Annotated in this window: 19 protein-coding genes; 8 read left to right on the top strand and 11 right to left on the bottom strand. The window is 70.9% G+C overall.

Annotated features, from left to right (window positions below):
- Positions 1 to 24: 24 nt before the first annotated feature.
- The 3 genes from OG787_RS01945 to OG787_RS01955 are packed head-to-tail and all read right to left on the bottom strand — an operon-like array spanning position 25 to position 3,496.
- Positions 25 to 1,050, bottom strand: a complete 1,026-nt coding sequence (locus OG787_RS01945) for a VOC family protein (RefSeq protein ID WP_369036384.1) — start codon at positions 1,048 to 1,050, stop codon at positions 25 to 27.
- Positions 1,047 to 1,919 (bottom strand): alpha/beta fold hydrolase, encoded by an 873-nt coding sequence (locus OG787_RS01950; protein WP_405534093.1) that lies wholly within the window; start codon positions 1,917 to 1,919, stop codon positions 1,047 to 1,049. The genes OG787_RS01945 and OG787_RS01950 overlap by 4 nt, the downstream gene beginning before the upstream one ends.
- A complete protein-coding gene (locus OG787_RS01955; RefSeq protein ID WP_405534094.1) occupies positions 1,916 to 3,496 on the bottom strand; it encodes a bifunctional 3-(3-hydroxy-phenyl)propionate/3-hydroxycinnamic acid hydroxylase in 1,581 nt (526 codons plus the stop codon). The genes OG787_RS01950 and OG787_RS01955 overlap by 4 nt, the downstream gene beginning before the upstream one ends.
- 118 nt (positions 3,497 to 3,614) lie before the next feature.
- Here OG787_RS01955 and OG787_RS01960 point away from each other — a divergent pair, with 118 nt between their 5' ends.
- Entirely contained in the window at positions 3,615 to 4,253 is a 639-nt protein-coding gene (locus OG787_RS01960) for a TetR/AcrR family transcriptional regulator (RefSeq protein ID WP_405534095.1), read from the top strand.
- Between the two features lie 31 nt (positions 4,254 to 4,284).
- Positions 4,285 to 5,331, top strand: a complete 1,047-nt coding sequence (locus tag OG787_RS01965; RefSeq protein WP_405534096.1) for an amidohydrolase family protein — start codon at positions 4,285 to 4,287, stop codon at positions 5,329 to 5,331.
- Between the two features lie 8 nt (positions 5,332 to 5,339).
- On the opposite strand, the gene OG787_RS01970 is transcribed toward OG787_RS01965, so the two are convergent.
- On the bottom strand, positions 5,340 to 6,062 hold the full coding sequence (locus tag OG787_RS01970; RefSeq protein ID WP_369036399.1) for an IclR family transcriptional regulator: 723 nt from the start codon (positions 6,060 to 6,062) through the stop codon (positions 5,340 to 5,342).
- Positions 6,063 to 6,175: 113 nt separating this feature from the next.
- Between OG787_RS01970 and mhpD the strand changes: the two genes are divergently transcribed.
- The 6 genes from mhpD to OG787_RS02000 all read left to right on the top strand — a co-directional run bounded on the left by mhpD (position 6,176) and on the right by OG787_RS02000 (position 11,311).
- The gene (gene mhpD / locus OG787_RS01975; protein WP_405534097.1) at positions 6,176 to 6,988 is read left to right on the top strand and encodes a 2-keto-4-pentenoate hydratase; all 813 of its coding nucleotides are present in this window, start codon (positions 6,176 to 6,178) and stop codon (positions 6,986 to 6,988) included.
- Positions 6,985 to 7,944, top strand: coding sequence for an acetaldehyde dehydrogenase (acetylating) (locus OG787_RS01980; protein ID WP_405534098.1), 960 nt, complete (start codon positions 6,985 to 6,987; stop codon positions 7,942 to 7,944). The genes mhpD and OG787_RS01980 overlap by 4 nt, the downstream gene beginning before the upstream one ends.
- Entirely contained in the window at positions 7,941 to 8,981 is a 1,041-nt protein-coding gene (gene dmpG, locus OG787_RS01985; RefSeq protein WP_369036391.1) for a 4-hydroxy-2-oxovalerate aldolase, read from the top strand. The genes OG787_RS01980 and dmpG overlap by 4 nt, the downstream gene beginning before the upstream one ends.
- A gap of 76 nt (positions 8,982 to 9,057) precedes the next feature.
- Complete coding sequence (locus OG787_RS01990; RefSeq protein ID WP_405534099.1) at positions 9,058 to 10,410, top strand: ABC transporter substrate-binding protein; 1,353 nt, start codon at positions 9,058 to 9,060, stop codon at positions 10,408 to 10,410.
- A gap of 209 nt (positions 10,411 to 10,619) precedes the next feature.
- The gene (locus tag OG787_RS01995) at positions 10,620 to 10,988 is read left to right on the top strand and encodes a VOC family protein (RefSeq protein ID WP_369036394.1); all 369 of its coding nucleotides are present in this window, start codon (positions 10,620 to 10,622) and stop codon (positions 10,986 to 10,988) included.
- Positions 10,989 to 11,092: 104 nt separating this feature from the next.
- The gene (locus OG787_RS02000; RefSeq protein WP_369036396.1) at positions 11,093 to 11,311 is read left to right on the top strand and encodes a hypothetical protein; all 219 of its coding nucleotides are present in this window, start codon (positions 11,093 to 11,095) and stop codon (positions 11,309 to 11,311) included.
- A gap of 134 nt (positions 11,312 to 11,445) precedes the next feature.
- Here OG787_RS02000 and OG787_RS02005 read toward each other — a convergent pair whose 3' ends face one another.
- Genes OG787_RS02005 through OG787_RS02035 form a run of 7 tightly spaced genes read right to left on the bottom strand, consistent with a single transcriptional unit; the run spans position 11,446 to position 18,999 of the window.
- A complete protein-coding gene (locus tag OG787_RS02005; protein ID WP_405534100.1) occupies positions 11,446 to 12,672 on the bottom strand; it encodes a thiolase family protein in 1,227 nt (408 codons plus the stop codon).
- Positions 12,669 to 13,316, bottom strand: coding sequence for a CoA transferase subunit B (locus OG787_RS02010; RefSeq protein WP_405534101.1), 648 nt, complete (start codon positions 13,314 to 13,316; stop codon positions 12,669 to 12,671). Before OG787_RS02010 ends, OG787_RS02005 begins: the two co-directional genes overlap by 4 nt.
- Positions 13,316 to 14,071 (bottom strand): CoA transferase subunit A, encoded by a 756-nt coding sequence (locus tag OG787_RS02015; protein ID WP_405540381.1) that lies wholly within the window; start codon positions 14,069 to 14,071, stop codon positions 13,316 to 13,318. Before OG787_RS02015 ends, OG787_RS02010 begins: the two co-directional genes overlap by 1 nt.
- Before the next feature lie 5 nt (positions 14,072 to 14,076).
- On the bottom strand, positions 14,077 to 15,045 hold the full coding sequence (locus tag OG787_RS02020; RefSeq protein ID WP_405534102.1) for a dioxygenase: 969 nt from the start codon (positions 15,043 to 15,045) through the stop codon (positions 14,077 to 14,079).
- On the bottom strand, positions 15,042 to 16,160 hold the full coding sequence (locus tag OG787_RS02025) for a maleylacetate reductase (protein ID WP_369037321.1): 1,119 nt from the start codon (positions 16,158 to 16,160) through the stop codon (positions 15,042 to 15,044). The genes OG787_RS02020 and OG787_RS02025 overlap by 4 nt, the downstream gene beginning before the upstream one ends.
- The gene (locus OG787_RS02030) at positions 16,157 to 17,452 is read right to left on the bottom strand and encodes an MFS transporter (RefSeq protein WP_369037320.1); all 1,296 of its coding nucleotides are present in this window, start codon (positions 17,450 to 17,452) and stop codon (positions 16,157 to 16,159) included. The genes OG787_RS02025 and OG787_RS02030 overlap by 4 nt, the downstream gene beginning before the upstream one ends.
- On the bottom strand, positions 17,449 to 18,999 hold the full coding sequence (locus OG787_RS02035; protein ID WP_405534103.1) for a bifunctional 3-(3-hydroxy-phenyl)propionate/3-hydroxycinnamic acid hydroxylase: 1,551 nt from the start codon (positions 18,997 to 18,999) through the stop codon (positions 17,449 to 17,451). The genes OG787_RS02030 and OG787_RS02035 overlap by 4 nt, the downstream gene beginning before the upstream one ends.
- Positions 19,000 to 19,015 lie beyond the last annotated feature (16 nt).

Raw genomic sequence — 19,015 nt, forward strand, 5'->3', positions numbered from 1 at the left:
CGGCCCCGAAGTCAAGGCGGTCCGTCAGTCGTCGGGGATGCCGGCGCCGCTGAGCGCCGGGACGGTTTTCTCCGGGCGGGCGAGGGAGCGGGCGCCCAGGCGGAACTGGTGGAGCTTGTCGACGATGGTCCGGCCGACCGGTAGGTGTCCCCAGGTGCTGATGCCCTGGTGGGTGGAGGGTTCCCAGGTGGTCTCGTCGACGACGACCGGGTTCCAGCCGACCTCCCACTCGAAGCCCGAGGGCGAACGGGCGTAGTAGGAGAGTTCCTTGTCGTTCGTGTGCTGACCGACCGACAGCGCCATGTCGAAGCCGAGTTCGTGCACGCGTTCGTAGCTGCGGGCGAGGTCGTCGAGGGACGCGGCCTGGACGTTGAGGTGCTGTACGCGGGTGCGGACCGGGTCGATCGGCAGGCCCCGTACGGCGGCGATGGCGATGGAGTGGTGGCGCTCGTTGACGCGCAGGAAGCGGATCTTGAGCTTGACGCCACTGATCGTCTCGTCGATGCGGTCGGTGAGACGGGCGTCGAAGACGGTGGTGAAGTAGCCGCGCATCAGGGCCGGTTTGGCCGAGGTGATCGCGACGTGGCCCATTCCCGAGTCGCCGGTGACCCAGCCGGAGGCGAGCATGCGCAGGGGTTCGGATGTGGTGACGGGCGTGGTGTAGATCTCCTGGGTGATGCCCTTGGGGCCGGGGAAACGCAGGAGGCGTTCGACGCCGCGCTGCTTCGCCTCCTCGGCGGTGCCCTCGACGCAGGGGACGCCGTGGGCGCGGACGCGGGCCTCGATCTGCTCGAACGTGGTGTGGTCGTCGAGATGCCAGCCGGTGGCGACGACATCCTCGGCCGGGCCGCGCCGCAGCAGGAACCGGCACTCCTGGTCGTCGAGGCGGAAGCGCATCAGGCCGGTGTCGAGGTCGTCGTGGTGCATGCCGATGGCGTCGGTGCCGAAGCGGCGCCAGTCGGTGAAGCGGTTCGTCTCGACGACGAGGTAACCGAGGTGCACGGAACCGAAGACGGAGGCGTTCTCGACAGGGTTCGCGAAGATGTTCATCGGCGGCCCGCCAGGAAGTCGGCGCAGACGCGGTTGAACAGTTCCGCGCGTTCGAACTGGACCCAGTGCCCGGTGTTGGCGACCTCGTAGAGATCGCAGTCGGGCATGCGGTCGGCCAGCATCCGGCCACCGGAAGGGCGGTTCACCTTGTCGGCCGCTCCCCACAGCACCAGCGTCGGCACGGGCAGCCGGGACAGGCGGTCGTCCCGGGTGAAGTCCATCTTCCACATGGTGCGCAGGGCGTTCGGGCCCGATGGGCGGCGCAGCGGCGGGGCCGCGACGACCTCGGGGTCGATGCTCGCCTCGTAGCGGGCGTCGATGACGCTGTCGGGCACGTCGGCGGCGTTGAAGACGAGGAAGTTGCGGATGAACCTCTCCAGCTTCGGCCGTGAAGGGCCGTCCCCGGAGTAGTAGTTGAGCAGGCTGTTGAGGCCCGGCGTGGGCAGGGCGCGGGTGGTGCCGATGCCGCCGGGGCCCATCAGTACCATGCGCTCGACCCGGTCGGGGGTGTCCAGGGCGAGGCGCAGGGCGCAGGCGCCGCCGTAGGAGTTGCCTACCAAGTGGGCCTTGTCCAGGCCTAGTTGGTCGAGGAGGCCGCGGATGCCGGTGGCGAGGTGTCCGAACGGGTCGGAGCCGTCGACGCCCTTGGTGCTGCGGCCGTAGCCGGGCAGGTCGGGCACGATGACCCGGTACTGCTTGGCCAACTCGGCGATGTTCCTGGAGTAGTTGGAGACTCCGGAGGCTCCGGGGCCGCCGCCGTGCAGCAGCAGGACGGGCGGGCCGTCGCCGGTCTCGGCGACGAAGATCCGCCGGCCGCCGATGTCGACCAGGGACTCCTTCATGGGCGGCGGTGCGGTGTGCGTGGTCATGACGCTCCTTGGCCGATGTGGCCGATGTGGCTGGGTGCCGGTGCGAAACCGGCCGGGGGCCGCGGGAGTCGGTCGCCCCGGGGAGCGGCGGCGTAGACGAAGGCGTCCGGGCGCAGGGCGAGGGTGGCCGCGCCGTGTCGCGCCATCCAGGCGAGCAGCACACCGTCGCTGTCGACGACCGCGCCCTCGGCCGGGCGCGAGCCCGCCGCCAGGACAGCCAGCGAGGGGACACCGGAGCGGTCCCACGCGGGCTGTGGGACGGGCAGACCGCCGTGCAGGAGCAGCCAGCGTCCGCCGAGTACGTCGTCGAGGCGGACCCGTACCCCGTCCGGACCGGTCACCCAGGGCTGGGGGATCTGGCGCCCGGAGGCCTTGGCGCGCGGGTGGGCCAGAAACCCCTTGGCGTAGCGGGCGACCGGTATCCAGTGCGCGTCCACGAGCCGTTTGCTGATGCCCGACAGTCCACGCACCGCGTACAGTGCCGTGTCCCGGATCCTGGCGACGGGCAGCCGCCGTTCGGTGATGATCTTCCCGGTGAACACGGCCCGCCGGGTGATCTCCCTGACGTGCGGCTTGCGTTCGGTCTCGTAGGAGTCGAGGACCGTCTCGGGCAGTTCGCCGCGCAGCACGGCGGCGAGTTTCCAGCACAGGTTGGCCGCGTCCCGTACCCCGGCGGCCATGCCCTGGCCGATCCACGGCGGCATGGCGTGCGCGGCGTCACCGGCGAGGAAGACCCTGCCGACCCGGAAGCGGGCCGCGAAGCGGACGTGGTGGCTGTAGACGGTGGCCCGCAGGATTTCTATCTGGTCCCGGCCGATGCCGTACCGGGACACCATCGTGTGGATGGCGTCGTCGGTGGTCAGGTGCTTCTCGTCGTCGCCGGGGAGGATCGGGAACTCCCAGCGGTGGTGCCCGAGCGGGGTCGGGCAGTCCACGGCCGGGCGCACCGGGTCGCAGCGGAAGCGCAGCCGGTCGTGGTCCGGCCAGGGCTTGAGCATCTTGGTGTCGATGACGACCCAGCGGTCCTCGTACGTCCGTCCCTCGTACCCCACGTTGAGCTGGGCACGGGTGAGGCTGGAGCCGCCGTCGGCCGCGATGACGTACCGCGCGCGCAGCCGCCGTACGGAGTCGTCGGCGGTCGCGAGCATTGTCAGCTCCACACCTTCGGTGTCCTGGACGAGCCGCAGGCACTCGTGGCGCAGCAGGATCTCCACGTTCGGGTAGCGGTCGACGCCGTCGCGCAGGACCTGTTCCAGCGCCGGCTGGTAGATGAACATCTGCGGCGGATGGCCGTGCCCGCGCGGTGTGGGGCAGGCGCTGAGGAAGGTGCGGCCGCGTGCGTCGACGAAGTCCAGTGGCCGCTCGGCCAGCATGTCCTCCTTCAGCCGGTCCGCCAGTCCGGTCCGCTGCCAGATCCGGATGACCTCCTCGTCCGTGGAGATCGCCCGCGCCCGGGAGTAGACGTCTGCGTCGCGCTCCAGCACGACCACGCTGAGGCCCAGCGCGCCCAGCAGGTTCGCCGCCGTCACCCCTGTGGGCCCGTATCCGATCACCGCTATGTCGTATGTCTCCTGCACCTGGCCACCTCACTGTCGCCATTCTTACCGTAGCGCTCATTCCAATTGGAGTGGTCGCTACGGTAAGCTGGGTGCCCCGAGGGGTCAAGTGCGGGAAACGACGGAAAGGGCACATGCGATGACCAGGGCAGAGCCGGCGCGCAGAAAGCGTGCGAACGGGGTGGAGTCGCGGCAGCGCATCCTCGACGCCACCGTCGAGATCGCGGGCGAGCGCGGGTACGAGGGCACGTCCATCGCGGCGGTCAGCGCCAAGTGCGGGCTGCCCGCCAGCTCGATCTACTGGCACTTCAAGGACAAGGACGACCTGATCGCCGCGGTGATCGAGCGCAGCTTCGAGACCTGGCTCGCGGCCGTCGATCTGCCCGGCGAGGAGACCGGGACTCCGCTGGAGCGGGTGACCGCGATGGCGGCGAACGTGGCGAGGTCCCTGGTCGACGCGCCCGACTTCCTGCGCCTCGGCCTGATGCTGGCCCTGGAACGGCGGCCCAGCGAACCCCGGGGCCGCACCGTCTTCCTCCAGGTCCGCGAGATCGCCCGGCAACGGGTCGTCGAAGTGGTCGAGGCACTGTTCCCGGAGCTGGACGAAGCCGCCGTGCACACGCTGACCACCTACGCGGTCGCCGGTGCCGACGGTCTATTCATCCACCGGGAGGTCCACGGCGAGGCCGTCGACCTGGTGGCGATGTTCGAGCTGCACGCGCGACTGGTGTACGAGGCGGCGGTCCGCCTCACCGAGGAGAGCAACAAGCAGGCCTGACCAGAGCCGCACGAGAACCATGAGGCACCCCATGACCCCAGCACCCCGCCGGATCGACGTCCACCAGCACCTCGTCCCGCCCCTCTACCGCGACGCCCTCACCCGGGCGGGCATCGCCGAGGCGGGCGGCCGGGCACTGCCCGACTGGAGCCCCGAGGCAGCCCTGGAACTGATGGACCTGCTGGAGACCGACACGGCGATCCTGTCCGTCTCCACGCCGGGCGCCGGCTTCCTGGCCGACCCGGCGGAGGCCACCGACCTGGCCCGGCACCTCAACGACTTCTCCGCCGCGCTCGCCGCCCAACACCCCGACCGCTTCGGCTGGTTCGCCACGCTGCCCATGCCCGACGCCGAGACATCGGCCAAGGAGGCGGAGCGTGCCCTGACCGGGCTGGGCGCCGACGGAGTCACCCTGCTCGCCAACAGCAACGGCTCCTACCTCGGCGCCGACGGCCAGGACGCCCTGTGGCGGGTCCTCGACGACCACGGCGCCGTGGTCTTCGTCCACCCGGCGGACCTCCCGGCGCCCCCGGTCGACGGCATCCCGCCCTTCGCCGCCGACTTCCTCCTCGACACCACCCGCGCCGCCTACCTCCTCGTCCGCAACGGGGTCCCGCGCCGCTACCCGAACATCCGGTTCGTGCTCAGCCATGCGGGCGGCTTCCTGCCGTACGCCTCCCACCGCATGGCCGTCGCCATCGCCGGCAGCACCGGGCGCGGTCCCCTGGACGTCCTGGACGACTTCCGCGGCTTCTACTTCGACACCGCGCTCTCCTCCAGCCCTGCCGCGCTGCCCACGCTGCTCGCCTTCGCCCGCCCCGGGCACGTCCTGTTCGGCAGCGACTGGCCCTTCGCGCCCACGGCCGCCGGTCAGTACTTCGCCAACGGGCTGGACAGCGGTGTGGATCCCGCCACCCTCGCGGCCGTCAACCGCGGCAACGCCGAGGCCCTCTTCCCCCGGCTGGCCGGTGATTCCGTCGTCGCCCCGACCCGGTCGGTCGCCGCCCGGGTGCGGCAGTCCGCTCAACGGGCCGGTGCGCGGCTCTTCTTCAAGCTCGTCCAGCCCGGGACCGGCTGAAGGTCTTGTCAGCCGCCCCTGCGCAGCACCCGGGACAGTCCCAGGGCCGCCGTCCGTACAGCGGGGGCCAGTTGGGCCGGGCTGAAGCGGGCACGCGGCACCGCGACCGACAGGGCGGCGACCGTGGTGCCGCCCGCGAAGACGGGGGCCGCGATGCAGCTCATGCCCAGCGCGGCCTCCTGCTCCTCGTAGGCGAGACCGGAGACGCGGATCTTCTCCAGGGCCGTCCGCATCCGGGCCGGATCGGTGATCGAGTGCGGGGTGAGGCTCGGCAGCGGCCGGGACAGGACCTCCTCCATCAGCTCCGCACCCGAGAAGGCCAGCAGGGCCTTGCCGACGCCGGTGCAGGTCAGCGGCAGGCTGCCGCCGATACGGGAGGGCAGCCAGGAGGCCTCGTGGCCGTGGATGCGCTCCAGGTAGACCACCTCAAGGCCTTCACGGACACCGAGGTGGACGGTCTCGTGGGTGGCCTCGAACAGATCCTGGAGGAAGGGCAGGGCCGTCTCCCGCAGATCGAGCCGGTGCGGCACCAGCGAACCCAGCTCGAACAGCTTGGCGCCGAGCCGGTACTCGGCGCCCGACCGCTCCAGCCAGCCCAGCCCGACGAGATCCGCCGCCAGCCGGTGCACCGTCGGCTTGGGCAGACCCGTACGCTCCGAAAGTTCCGACAGACGGAAAGAACCACCGTCCGGACGGAAGCTCTCGATGATGAGTGCGGCCTTTTCCAGCATGCTGCCGCCCGCGTTGTTCCGTGTCACGGAACAAAGTTTGTCCGTTCGGACGGACGCTGTCTATATCGGTATCGACCCATCGCATTCCTCCCTCGGAACCCTGGAGGCATTCCATGCCGACCGTGCCACCGGACGTGCTCAAGGCCGCCGACCTGCTGGCCGAGGCCACCCGTACCGGCGTCCCCTGCCCGCCCGTACGTGATCTGTTCGAGGAGGGCGCCGATCTGCGGACCGCCTACGCCGTGCAGCAGCTGAACGTCCGGCGCGGCTCGGACGCCGGACGCCGGATCGTCGGCCGGAAGATCGGCCTGACCTCGGTCGCCGTACAGCGCCAACTCGGTGTGGACCAGCCCGACTTCGGTGCGCTGTTCGCCGACATGGCCGTGCCCGACGGCGGCACGGTGCCCGCCGGGCGGCTGCTCCAGCCCAAGGTGGAGGCGGAGGTCGCCCTGGTGCTCGGGCGCGATCTGCCGCACCCCGAGTGCACGGTCGTCGACGTGCTGCGGGCGGTCGACTTCGTGCTGCCCGCGCTGGAGATCGTGGACAGCCGGGTGCGGGACTGGGACATCTCCCTCCTCGACACGGTCGCCGACAACGCCTCCTCCGGGTTGTACGTCCTCGGCGCCACCCCCGTCCCCCTCGCCGCCGTGGACCTGCGCGCCGTGACGATGACCATGACCCGGGGCGGCGAGACCGTCTCCGAGGGCACCGGCGCCGACTGTCTCGGGAGTCCGCTCAACGCGGCGGTGTGGCTGGCCTCGGCGCTTGCCGAGCGCGGCGACCCCCTGCGGGCCGGCGACCTGGTGCTGACCGGGGCCCTGGGCCCGATGGTGCCCGCGTCCGCCGGTGATGTGTTCGAGGCCCGCATCTCGGGCCTGGGCTCGGTACGGGCCGCCTTCGCCGACGCCAAGGAGGACGACCAGTGAGCGGCAAGACCAAAGTGGCCGTCATCGGCTCGGGCAACATCGGCACCGACCTCATGATCAAGGTGCTGCGGCTGTCGGAGACCCTGGAGATCGCCGCCATGGCCGGCATCGACCCCGACTCCGACGGACTGGCCCGCGCCCGCCGCCTGAAGGTGGCCACCACCCACAACGGCGTCGAGGGGCTCGTCGCCCTGGACGAGTTCGCCGACGTGGAGATCGTCTTCGACGCGACCTCCGCCGGGGCCCATCGCCACCACGACGCGGTGCTGCGCCCGCTGGGCCGCACCCTCGTCGACCTCACCCCGGCCGCCCTGGGCCCGTACGTGGTCCCGCCCGTCAACGGCGACGCCCACCTGGACGCGCCGAACGTCAACATGGTCACCTGCGGCGGCCAGGCCACCATCCCGATCGTCGCCGCCGTGGGCGCGGTCACCCCGGTCCACTACGGCGAGATCGTCGCGTCCATCGCCTCCCGCTCGGCCGGTCCCGGCACCCGCGCCAACATCGACGAGTTCACCGAGACCACCTCCGCCGCGATCGAGAAGGTCGGCGGCGCCGGCCGCGGCAAGGCGATCATCGTCCTCAACCCGGCCGAACCCCCGCTGATCATGCGGGACACCGTGCACTGCCTGGTCTCCGACTGCGCCACCGAGGCCGTCACGGCGTCCGTGGAGGAGATGGTCGGCAAGGTTCAGGCGTACGTGCCCGGCTACCGGCTCAAGCAGAAGGTGCAGTACGAGCGGGTCGCCGCCGACGACCCCCTGCGCACCCTCGCCCCGGGCGTGGCCGACCCGCTGAAGGTGTCGGTCTTCCTGGAGGTCGAGGGCGCCGCCCACTACCTCCCGGCCTACGCCGGAAACCTCGACATCATGACCTCGGCCGCGCTGCACACCGCCCAACGCATCACTGCACACCGACTGACCGCACAAGGCGCCACCGAAGGGGCCGCACGATGAGCACGACGACCACGACGACCACTCGTCTGTACGTCCAGGACGTCACCCTGCGGGACGGCATGCACGCCATCCGGCACCGCTACACCGTCGGCCAGGCTCGCGCGATCGCCGCCGCCCTGGACGCGGCGGGCGTCGCGGCGATCGAGATCGCCCACGGCGACGGTCTGGCCGGCTCCAGCATCAACTACGGCGTCGGCGCCCACACCGACTGGGAGTGGATCGAGGCCGTGGTGGACGCCACCACGCACGCGGTGCCCACGACCCTGCTGCTGCCCGGCATCGGCACGCTCCACGACCTCAGGCGGGCCCACTCCCTCGGCATCCGCAGCGTCCGGATCGCCACCCACTGCACCGAGGCCGACATCTCCGCCCAGCACATCGCCGCCGCGCGGGAGTTGGGCATGGACGTCGCCGGGTTCCTGATGATGTCCCACATGGCGGAACCGGCCGAACTCGCCCGCCAGGCCAAGCTGATGGAGTCGTACGGCGCCCACTGCGTGTACGTCACCGACTCCGGCGGCCGTCTCACGATGGACGACGTCCGCGACCGCTTCCGCGCCTACCGCGAAGTCCTCGACCCGGCAACGGAGTTGGGCATCCACGCCCACCACAACCTCGCCCTGGGCGTGGCCAACACGGTCGTCGCCGTGGAGAGCGGCGCGGTGCGGGTCGACGCCTCGCTCGCCGGGCAGGGCGCGGGGGCGGGCAACTGTCCCCTGGAGGCGTTCGTCGCGGTCGCCGACCTGATGGGCTGGGACCACGCCTGCGACCTGTTCCCGCTGATGGACGCCGCCGACGACCTCGTACGCCCCCTCCAGGACCGCGAAGTACGGGTCGACCGCGAAACCCTCACCCTCGGCTACGCGGGCGTGTACTCCAGCTTCCTGCGCCACGCCGAGATCGCCGCCACCCGCCACGGTCTCGACACCCGCGCCATCCTCGTCGAGGCGGGCCGACGCGGCATGGTCGGCGGCCAGGAGGACATGATCACCGACATCGCACTGGACCTCACCGCCGACACCCGGAGCGCGACCTGACCCCGGGCACAGGACGACGATGAGGGTCCTCAAACGGACCCTTTACCGCGGCAGGGCCACAGCGCCATCCGGACAGGTGTCCGACCTGTACGGGATCGAGCGGCTGTGGGCGCAGGACGAACTCTACGGCGGCCCGTCCTACCTGCAACCAGTGCTCGACCCGGACCGTGACTACAAGGGCCCGTACAAGGACACCTCGAAGTCCGGCCTGAAAGCGATCCAGACCCCCGACGAACAGACCATCGTCTTCACTCTCCCCCGTCCCAACAGCGACTTCGAGCAGATGCTGGCCATGACGGCCGCCTCGCCGGTCAAGAAGGAGAAGGACACCAAGACGCAGTACGGCCGCAACCCGTTCTCCAACGGGCCGTACAAGTTCGAGGCTTACTCGCCCGACAAGTCCCTCAAACTCGTCCGCAACCCCCACTGGAACAAGTCGTCCGACCCCGTCCGGGCCGCCCTGCCCGAAGCGATCACGGTCGACATCCTCAGTTCCGGTTCCAGCGCCGACGTCATGAGCAGAGGTCTGATGGACGGCTCGTACGACCTGGCGCTCTGGCGCGGCGGTCTGAGCGACGCCGCCCGTGCGCAAGCGATGAAGACCCCAACACTGAGGAAGAACCTGGACGCCTTGTCGACCGGCATCATTCGCTACGCCGCCTTCCCTCAGAGCGTCAAGCCCATGAACAACGTCCACTGCCGCAAGGCGGTCATCTACGCGGCCGACCACGCGGTTCTACAGACCGCGTTCGGCGGACCCGCCGCAGGCGGTGACATCGCCCCCAACCTGCTCCCGCCGGGCTTCATCGGCGCCGATTCCAGCTACGACCCGTACGGCCTCCTCAAGAACGACGGCAAGCCGGACACCACCAAGGCCAAGGCGGAGCTCAAGGCCTGTGGCAAGCCGAGCGGATTCTCCACCAAGATCGCGGTGCGCGGCGACAGACCGCACGAGGTGGACGCCGCCACCGCCCTGCGGGAGTCACTGCGCAAGGTCGGCATCACAGCCGAAATCGACCGGATCGACTCGGCGCAGAGCCCCATGGTCTCCGGTGCTCCGGCGCAGGTGAGAGCCAGGGGCTACGGCATCATCGTCACCGGCTGGAGCAGCGACTTCCCGTCTCTCCAGGGCTTCTGGCCGCCGCTGGTCGACGGCAGGCTCATCTCGCTGAGCGCCAACACCAACCTCGCGGAGATCAACACCACGGAAATCAACAAGCTCCTGGACGACGCCCTCTCCACGACCCGCTCCGACCAGGTCGCCACGATCTCCCGCAAGATCAACCAGCGGGTCTCCGAGGGCGCCTACCACCTGCCGCTCGTCTACGAGAAGCAGCTCGTGTGGCGCGGCTCCCGGCTGACCAATGTCTACCGCTCCGACGCCTACTCCGGCTACGACTTCGTCTCTCTGGGCGTCACCGGCTCCTGAGTTCCTTCCGGGTGCACATGGTCAGCACAGGGCATACGCAGTCGACGGTGACGTCGATGTCGAGCGCGTCGCCCTACGGCTCGCCACTGACGATGGGCCAGCGGGCGTCCGGGCGAGCCAGGTCGGCAGCCGTACGAAGTCGCGTCGACACCGTGGCCCGCGTACCGTGCGCATGGCGGGTGCATGTGCTCCACGGAAAGGAGCGTGACATGGCGGGCGAACCCAGCTTCTTCGAACTCGGCGTGGCCGACCCCGAGCGCGGGCGGGCCTTCTACGGAGCCCTCTTCGGCTGGTCATTCGACCCTGGCCCCACCGGACGCGGCTTCGCCATCGCCACCGACGGGCTGCCGGGCGGCATGCACGGCGGCGACGCCGGTGCCTCCCCGTACCTGTTCTTCCGCGTCGACGACCTGGACGCCGCGGTCGCCAAACTGCGGGAGCTGGGCGGCACCGTCGAAGACATCGGCGAGGAAGGAGCCGAGGACGAGGAGTCGGTCGCCCGGTTCGGCCGGTTCAAGCTGTGCCGCGACGACCAGGGCTCCGCCTTCGGGCTGCACCAGCCGCCCAAGGGCCGGTAATCCTGCCGCGCTCCTGACCGAGGAGACGACGACGACGCTCCTCCTCACCCACCTGTCACGGTCGTCGACCTGCATGCCCACCGTGTGGAGCGCATGGTGGTGATATGAACGAGCACCCCCCTGCGGTCGTGCTGCCGCCCTCGTCGGACGGTGGGCGGCAGGTGACGATTCGTGGCGAGCGCATAGGCACCGCGTACAGCCTCTTCGATGTGCTGGAGTTCCTGAACGAGGCAGGTCTGCCCGCCGAGGACAGGGCCGTCGACGACCCGGAGCTGATCGAGTGGCGCGGGGGCGGGCCGTACGACTGGAACAACACCGCGTAGCCGCCCGTGCGCCCACAAGACCGGTCGACCCGGGTCCGGGTTCTGGTCTCCATCGAGGACGATCCGAATCCGACCCGCCGCTTCGAGACCGATCGACTGACCGCGGGTCACCAGGTGGCATGCGTCCGCGTGACTCAGCGTTCGAGGACGAGGGCGAGGCCCTGGCCGACGCCGATGCAGAGGGTGGCCACACCGACTCCCGTGCCCTGGCGGGCGAGTTGGTGGGCGACGGTTGTGGCGAGGCGGGCGCCGGATGCGCCGAGGGGGTGGCCGAGGGCGATGGCGCCGCCCTGGGGGTTGAGGATGGCGGGGTCGAACTCGGGCCATTCGGCGACGCATCCGAGGACCTGGGCGGCGAACGCCTCGTTGAGTTCGAGGGTGGTCAGGTCGTCGAATGTTCTGCCGGCTTTGGTGAGGGCGCGGTTGACGGCTTCGACGGGGGCGAGGCCGAAGTAGTCCGGGTCGAGCGCGGAGACGCCGGTGGCGGAGATGCGGGCGAGGGGTTCGCGGCCGGTGGCCTTCAGACCCTCCTCGTCGGTGAGGAGGAGGGCGGCGGCGCCGTCGTTGAGGGGGGAGGCGTTGCCCGCGGTGACCGTGCCGCCCTCCGTGCGGAAGGACGGCTTCAGCTTGGCCATGGCGGCGAGGGAGGCGTCGGCGCGGACGCATTCGTCGGTGGCGAAGACGAGCGGGTCGCTCTTGCGCTGGGGGATGGTCACGGGGGCGAGTTCGGCGTCGAACAGGCCCGACTGCTGTGCTGTGGCGGCCTTGTGGTGGCTGGCGAGGGCGTACTCGTCCTGCTGCTCCCGGGTGATCTTGTGCTTGTCGGCGATCAACTCCGCGCTCTCGCCGAGGGGGATGGTCCATTGGGGGTCCATCTTCGGGTTGGTCATGCGCCAGCCGAGGGTGGTCGAGTACAGCTCGGTGTGCCCGGCGGGGAAGGCGCGGTCGTTCTTGGGCAGGACGTAGGGCGCGCGGGTCATCGACTCGACACCGCCGGCCAGGGCGATGGAGGCGTCGCCGAGGGCGATGGCGCGGGCGGCCTGGATGACGGCTTCGAGGCCGGAGGCGCACAGGCGGTTGACCGTGACTCCGGGGACGGTGGTGGGCAGCCCGGCGAGGAGGGCGGCCATGCGGGCGACGTTGCGGTTGTCCTCGCCGGCGCCGTTGGCGTTGCCGAAGTAGACGTCCTCGATGCGGGCAGGGTCCAGGCCGGGGGTGCGGGCGAGGAGTGCGCGGAGGGCGTGGGCGCCGAGGTCGTCCGGGCGCACCGAGGCCAGGGCGCCGTTGTAGCGGCCGATCGGGGTCCGGACGGCGTCCACGATGTAGACGTCCTTGAGGCCGCGGGACAGGCCGTGCGTCATGGCTGGATCTCCTCGGGGATGCGGATCTTCGCGGCGGTCTTCGTCACGATCTCCTCGGCCGTGACGCCCGGCGCCCTCTCGACGAGCACCAGCCCGCCGGTGGTGACGTCGAGAACACCCAGATCGGTGATGACCCGGTTCACACACGCCCTGCCGGTGAGCGGCAGTTCACACTGCTCCAGGATCTTGGGGGAGCCGTCCTTCGCGGTGTGCGTCATGACGACGATGACCGTGCGGGCGCCGTGGACGAGGTCCATGGCGCCGCCGATCCCGGTGATCAGCTTCCCGGGGATGGCCCAGTTCGCCAGGTCGCCGCCCGCCGAGACCTGCATCGCGCCCAGCACGGCGACGTCGATGTGCCCGCACCGGATCATCCCGAAGGAGAGCGCCGAGTCGAAGAAGGAAGCCCCCGGCAGGACGGTCACGGTCTCCTTGCCCGCGTTGATCAGATCGGGGTCGACCTGGTCGTCGGTGGGGTAGGGGCCGGTGCCCAGGATGCCGTTCTCCGACTCCAGGACCACCTCCACCCCGGCCGGGAGGTAGTTGGGGATCAGCGTCGGCAACCCGATGCCCAGGTTCACGTACTGCCCGTCGCGCAGTTCGCGGGCGGCACGGGCGGCCATCTGTTCGCGTGTCCAGGCCATCAGCTGCTCACCGTCCGCTGCTCGATCTTCTTGTCGGCCGCCTGCCCGGGCGTCAGCGCGATCACCCGCTGCACGAAGATGCCCGGCAGATGCACGGCGTCCGGGTCGATGGCGCCCGGCTCGACCAGTTCCTCCACCTCGGCGACGGTGATCCGGCCGGCCATGGCGGAGAGGGGGTTGAAGTTCCGGGTGGACTTGCTGAACACCAGATTCCCGTGCCGGTCGCCCTTCGCCGCCCGCACCAGCGCGAAGTCGGTACGGATCCCCCGCTCCAGCACGTACTCGATGCCGTCGAACTCCCGCACCTCCTTCGCCGGCGAGGCCAGCGAGACACCCCCCTGGCCGTCGTAGCGCCAGGGCAGTCCGCCCTCCGCGACCTGGGTGCCCACCCCGGCCGGAGTGAAGAAGGCCGGGATGCCGGCCCCGCCGGCCCGCAGCCGCTCGGCGAGCGTGCCCTGCGGGATCAGCTCGACCTCCAGCTCACCGGCCAGATACTGGCGGGCGAACTCCTTGTTCGCACCGATGTACGAGCCCGTCACCCGGGCGATGCGGCCCGCCGCGAGCAGCACCGCGAGACCCGACTCCATGGCACCGCAGTTGTTCGACACCACCGACAACCCCGCGACCCCGCGCTCGTACAACGCCTGGATCAGCACGTTCGGCACACCGCTCAGCCCGAAACCACCCACCGCCAGCGACGCACCCTCCGGCACATCGGCCACCGCCTCCAAAGCCGTGGCGACCACCTTGTCCATGCCCATCAGACAGCCGCCTCGGCGCAGTCGTCGAGCGCGGACGGGTGGGTCGCGGGCGGGGTGACCGGCCCGCCGCCCTCCCTCCTGAGGACGATGTCGAAGGTCGCCGAGGTCCAAGTCCCCGTCGGCCGGCGGCCGTCCGGCGCCGCACTGCCGGCCTCGTGACGGTCGAAGCGGTACGCGAGCGACTCCTTCACGCCGAAGACGGAGTCGGTGTCCAGACCGGGGTCCCCAGCGACAAAGATGTGCGTGACGAGACGCCGGAATCCGGGGGCCGTCACCATGAAGTGCAGGTGCGGTGCGCGCATCGGTGACCGGCCGGCGTGATCGAGGAGCCGGCCCACGGGGCCGTCGTCCGGGATCGGGTACGGCGTGGGGGTGAGGCCCCAGAAGCGATACCGGCCCTCGGCGTCGGTGAACAGGTGGGCGCGGCCCGCGAGTTCACCGCTGTCGTACTGGACGTCGTACATACCGTCCTCGTCGGCCTCCCAGACCTCGACGCGGGCCCCCGCGACCGGGGCACCGTCGGTGTCCGTCACCACACCGCTGACCCACGACGGCTCGCCGGTCGCACCCCGCGCGATGTCGCCGCCGAGCTCGATCCCGGGCGAGTCCTGGACGAAGAACGGGCCGAGGACCGTGGACTCGGTCCCCTCGTCGCCCTCGTCCGGGTCTGGTTCGTTGACCGCCACGGTCAGCATGGAGATGCCGAGGACGTCCGAGAGCAGGACGAACTCCTGGCGTGTGTCGGTCGTGATGTGACCGACCGCGGTGAGGAACTCGACGGCCGTGTTCCACTCCTCCTCGGTGAGCCGGGTCTCGCGCACGAACGCGTGCGCGTGCCTGACCAGCGCCTGCATCACCTCGCGGAACCGTTCGTCCTTGGCGCCGTCGAAGCTCGCGACGACCTTGTCGGTCAGTTCCTGTTCCGTCGTCGCCGTTGCCGTCGCAGTTGTCTCAGCGGTCTCAGTCATCGGAGTTGCTCTTTCGTGCGGACGGAGGTGAGTGGGACCAGTACCGGGGTGTCGCCCCGCCACGCACGCCCCAGCAGCCCGCGCGTCTCGTCGCAGGTGACCCGGCGCGGGTTGGAGTCCGGCACCTGGGCCATGACCAGGTCGGCGGCCCGGTCGAGTTCCTCCTCCGCGAGCCCCAACTCGCGCAGCGAACACGGGGGTTCGAGCATCTTGTAGAGGGCGAGCAGCGCGCCGAAAGGGTCGCCGTGTTCGTCGAGCGCGGCGCCGAGGTGTCTGGTCGCGTCGGGTGCCGCGGGCAGGTTGAGGCCGACCACGTGCGGCAGGATCACGGAGTGGAGGGCGGCGTGTTCGAGGTCGTACGCGCCGCCGAGGACGTGGCACACCTTGTGGTGCAGTCCGGATCCGGCCCCGGCGAAGGCGACGGCCCCGAGGTAGGTGCCGAAGAGGATGTCGTGGCGGGCCGCGGCGTCCTGGCCGTCGGCGACGATGCGGGGCAGCGAGGACGCCAGTGACCGGACGCCCTCGACGGCGAGCGCCGAGCTGATCGGGTTGTGCCGTGGTGCCCACCACGCGTCGACGCAGTGGGCGAGGGCGTTGAGGCCTGAGGTCACCGACAGCCTCGTCGGCAGCGACAGCATGAGGGTGGCGTCGTAGACGACGACACGCGGAAGCACTTTCAGGTCGACGCCGGTGCGCTTGTGGCCGTCCTCGGTCAGGCCCCAGACGGGGGTCGCCTCGGAGCCGGCGTACGTCGTGGGGACGGCGAGGATCGGCAGCCCGGTGGTCAGGGCCGCCGCCTTGGCGGTGCCCGTCGTCGAACCGCCGCCCACGCTCAGCAGGAGGTCGGCGTCGTGGGTGCGGGCAGCCTCCCGTACGGCCTCTGCCACCTCTGCCGGTACGTGGGGCCTGACCGCGCTGAAGGTCGCCACGACGGGTACGTCCGCGCAGATCCGCTCGGCCAGGGCGCGTTCTCCCTCGGCCGCGACCACCAGGACCCGGCGCGCGCCGAGCCCGGTGACCTCGGCGGCCACGTCGGCCCGGGCGGAGCCCGAGCCGAACACGACACGCTGCGCCCACGATTCGTAGACCGTCGGTGCGGGGGTGGTGAGGGTCATGCCGTGGCCACCCGGCCCCGTGGTACGGCGCCCGCCACGAGTGCGCCGATGAGCGCGGGGACCGCGAAGGCGTAGAAGGCCCATTCGACGCCGTTGCCCGAGCCGAGGACGAACGCGCCCAGCGACGGTCCGACGATCGCGCCGAAGCGGCCGACGGACAGGGCCCAGGCGAGGCCGTTGGCGCGCAGGGCGTCCGGGTATCTGGTCACGATGAACGCGTTGCCGAGGATCTGCGAGCCGATGAACCCGAAGCCGCTGACGAACATGAGGACGAACATGACGGGGGTCGGCGGGCGGGTGCTCATCGCGATCAGGCTCACGGTGCCGACCAGGAACGCGGCGATCACGACGCGGCGGGCGCCGAGCGCGTCCGCGACCCGGCCGCCGACGATGACACCGCACCCGACGCCCAGCCACATGGCCGCCGTCTGGAGCAGCGCCGACCCGAGGGAGAAGCCGGCGGCCTGCATGATGCTCGGCAGCCAGGTGCTGATGCCGAAGACGAGCAGGAGTCCGCAGAACGACATGGCCCAGAAGAGGACGGTCGAGACCGCCAGGCCGCCCGTGAGCAGTGAGCCGAGGCCGAGCCAGCGGCCCGGGTCGGACGCCGGTTCGGCGTCGGAGCGGGCGAGACCGAGGCGCGCCTCCACCGCGCGTGCCTCGTCCGGTCGGCCGGTGCGGCTCAGGTGGAAGGGGCTCTCGGGCAGCCGGAGCAGGAGCGGCACGGCCACGAACACCGGCAGCACGCCGATCACGTACAGCCAGCGGTAGGAGACGTCGGGGAGCAGGGCGGTGCCGAGCAGCGGGGAGAGCAGGGCGCCGGCCGCGTAGCCACTCATCATCAGGGTGATGTTGCGACTGCGATGCTCCGGCTCGCTGAGGTCGGCGACGAAGGCGTTGAGCGTGGGCAGGACGACGCCCAGACCGAGGCCGACGACGAGGCGCCCTGTGCCCAGGGACGAGGCGCCACCGGCGGCGGCGCTGAGCGCCATGCCGACCGAGAACACGGAGGCGCCGACGACCAGGAGACGACGAGGTCCCGTGCGGTGGACGAGTGCTCCGGCGAGCGCCGCGCCGATGAGCATGCCCAGGCCGACGGTGGATCCGATGGAGCCGACCTCCGACTTGTCGATGCCGAGGGACGGGTCGCCCAGGAGGGCGGGGACGCTGACTCCGTACACGGCGAGGTCGTAGCCCTCCAGGGAGGCGACGATCCAGGCAGCCAGCAGCATGAACGTTTTTGCGGATATTCCGCGGTGGACCAGTGGGCGGGTGGCGGACGGCACTGTCATCGCCGGATCCCTTCTGTGACGGTGGCAGGAGTCTGAGTGGGTTCGATTGCAGATGCAAGGGTTTTCAGGAGCGCCGGTACGTCCGACGGCGTGCTCGCGGTGCCGAGGACGTAGAAGTCGGGCCGCCACAGGACGGCGCCGCGGCCGGTCTCGTCGAACCAGCGGCCGTAGACACCGTCGGTGTCGGTGATCCCCTGGGTGGTGAGGCGGCGGTCGGTCAGGTGGTGGACGGAGACTCCGAGTCCGGCGGCGGTCTCGGCGGTCGGGGCGTCGAGCGAGGCGCCGGCGCGGCCGTCGACGAGGAGCGTGAATCCGCGGCCGAGTACGGCGTCGAAGAGCCCTTCGGTGCCGTGCGCCTCGATGCGGCCCTGCGGCATCAGGTGGCCCGCCTGCGGGGAGTCGTCGTGCAGTCCGGGGCCGAGGCCCGGGAAGCGCATCTTGTCGGGGCGGCCGTTCGCCGCACGCTGGGCCAGCAGCCGGGCGTCGCGCTCGGCGGCGGCCACCGGATCGCGCATGGTCTGCACGCGGCCCAGTTCGATGCCCTTGGCGATGATCGCCCGGACGTGCGGCTCGCGTTCGCTCTGGTAGGTGTCGAGCAGCGCGTCGTCGGCGCCGCGCAGGACGGCGTCGAGCTTGAACGCGAGGTTCTGGGCGTCGCGGACACCCGAGCACATGCCCTGCCCGAGGAAGGGCGGCATCTGGTGGGCCGCGTCCCCCGCGAGCAGGACCCGGCCGCTGCGCCAGCGTTCCGCGACGAGCGAGCGGAACGTGTAGGTGGCGACGCGGATCAGCTCGGCCTGGTCGCGGCCGACGTAGGCGCCGACGCGTGCCCACACCCGGTCGGGCTCCCGCTCGACGGGGAAGTCCTCCGCCGAGTCGAGCATGAAGCTGAACCGGTGGTGGCGGGGGCCCAGCGAGATGACCGACACCGGCTGCTCGGGGTCGCAGACCTGGCGGGCCTTGGGAATGTCCGCGGGACCGGTCAGGCGGAAGTCGCAGACCATCCACGGTTCGGAGAACCCGTAGTCCTCCTGGCCGATGCCGAGCCGGGTGCGGGTGAAGCTGTTGCCGCCGTCGCAGGCGACGACGTACCGGGCCGAGACGGCCGTGTCGCTTCCCTCGACCTGGATGTCCACGCCGTGGTGCGTGCTGTGGACGCCGGTGACCGGGGAGTTCATCCGGATCTCGACGTTCTCGAGGCCGCGGACGACTCCGTCGAGGGCGTCCTCCAGGTAGGGCTGGTACATCATGTACCACTCCGCCCAGCCCTGGCCGCCGACGGCGGCGAAGTCGTGCTCGATGAGGAGTTCGCCCGCGCCGTTGCGCCACTCGTAGTTCCGCTGGACGTGCAACGTGGGCAGCAGGGCGTCGGAGATGCCGATGCGGTCGAAGGTCCGCATCGTCTCGTCGTCGAAGATGGCGGCGCGCGGAAGGTTGTAGAGGGTGGGGTAGCGCTCCAGGACGACCACGTCGTGGCCTGCCTGCCCGAGCAGCGCCGCAGTGGCCATGCCCACGGGCCCGTACCCGATGACGGCGACGTCGTACACGTGCGTGCCCTTCCGC

The sequence above is a fragment of the Streptomyces sp. NBC_00075 genome (genome assembly GCF_045041225.1).
Taxonomy (GTDB): Bacteria; Actinomycetota; Actinomycetes; order Streptomycetales; family Streptomycetaceae; genus Streptomyces; species Streptomyces adonidis.

What these genes read in the sequence shown, in the direction of transcription:
- OG787_RS01945 (WP_369036384.1), bottom strand. Translation starts at nt 1,050, where the DNA reads ATGAACATCTTCGCGAACCCTGTCGAGAACGCCTCCGTCTTCGGTTCC.
- OG787_RS01950 (WP_405534093.1), bottom strand. Translation starts at nt 1,919, where the DNA reads ATGACCACGCACACCGCACCGCCGCCCATGAAGGAGTCCCTGGTCGAC.
- OG787_RS01960 (WP_405534095.1), top strand. Translation starts at nt 3,615, where the DNA reads ATGACCAGGGCAGAGCCGGCGCGCAGAAAGCGTGCGAACGGGGTGGAG.
- OG787_RS01965 (WP_405534096.1), top strand. Translation starts at nt 4,285, where the DNA reads ATGACCCCAGCACCCCGCCGGATCGACGTCCACCAGCACCTCGTCCCG.
- OG787_RS01970 (WP_369036399.1), bottom strand. Translation starts at nt 6,062, where the DNA reads ATGCTGGAAAAGGCCGCACTCATCATCGAGAGCTTCCGTCCGGACGGT.
- mhpD (WP_405534097.1), top strand. Translation starts at nt 6,176, where the DNA reads ATGCCGACCGTGCCACCGGACGTGCTCAAGGCCGCCGACCTGCTGGCC.
- dmpG (WP_369036391.1), top strand. Translation starts at nt 7,941, where the DNA reads ATGAGCACGACGACCACGACGACCACTCGTCTGTACGTCCAGGACGTC.
- OG787_RS01995 (WP_369036394.1), top strand. Translation starts at nt 10,620, where the DNA reads ATGGCGGGCGAACCCAGCTTCTTCGAACTCGGCGTGGCCGACCCCGAG.
- OG787_RS02000 (WP_369036396.1), top strand. Translation starts at nt 11,093, where the DNA reads ATGAACGAGCACCCCCCTGCGGTCGTGCTGCCGCCCTCGTCGGACGGT.
- OG787_RS02005 (WP_405534100.1), bottom strand. Translation starts at nt 12,672, where the DNA reads ATGACGCACGGCCTGTCCCGCGGCCTCAAGGACGTCTACATCGTGGAC.
- OG787_RS02010 (WP_405534101.1), bottom strand. Translation starts at nt 13,316, where the DNA reads ATGGCCTGGACACGCGAACAGATGGCCGCCCGTGCCGCCCGCGAACTG.
- OG787_RS02015 (WP_405540381.1), bottom strand. Translation starts at nt 14,071, where the DNA reads ATGGACAAGGTGGTCGCCACGGCTTTGGAGGCGGTGGCCGATGTGCCG.
- OG787_RS02020 (WP_405534102.1), bottom strand. Translation starts at nt 15,045, where the DNA reads ATGACTGAGACCGCTGAGACAACTGCGACGGCAACGGCGACGACGGAA.
- OG787_RS02025 (WP_369037321.1), bottom strand. Translation starts at nt 16,160, where the DNA reads ATGACCCTCACCACCCCCGCACCGACGGTCTACGAATCGTGGGCGCAG.
- OG787_RS02030 (WP_369037320.1), bottom strand. Translation starts at nt 17,452, where the DNA reads ATGACAGTGCCGTCCGCCACCCGCCCACTGGTCCACCGCGGAATATCC.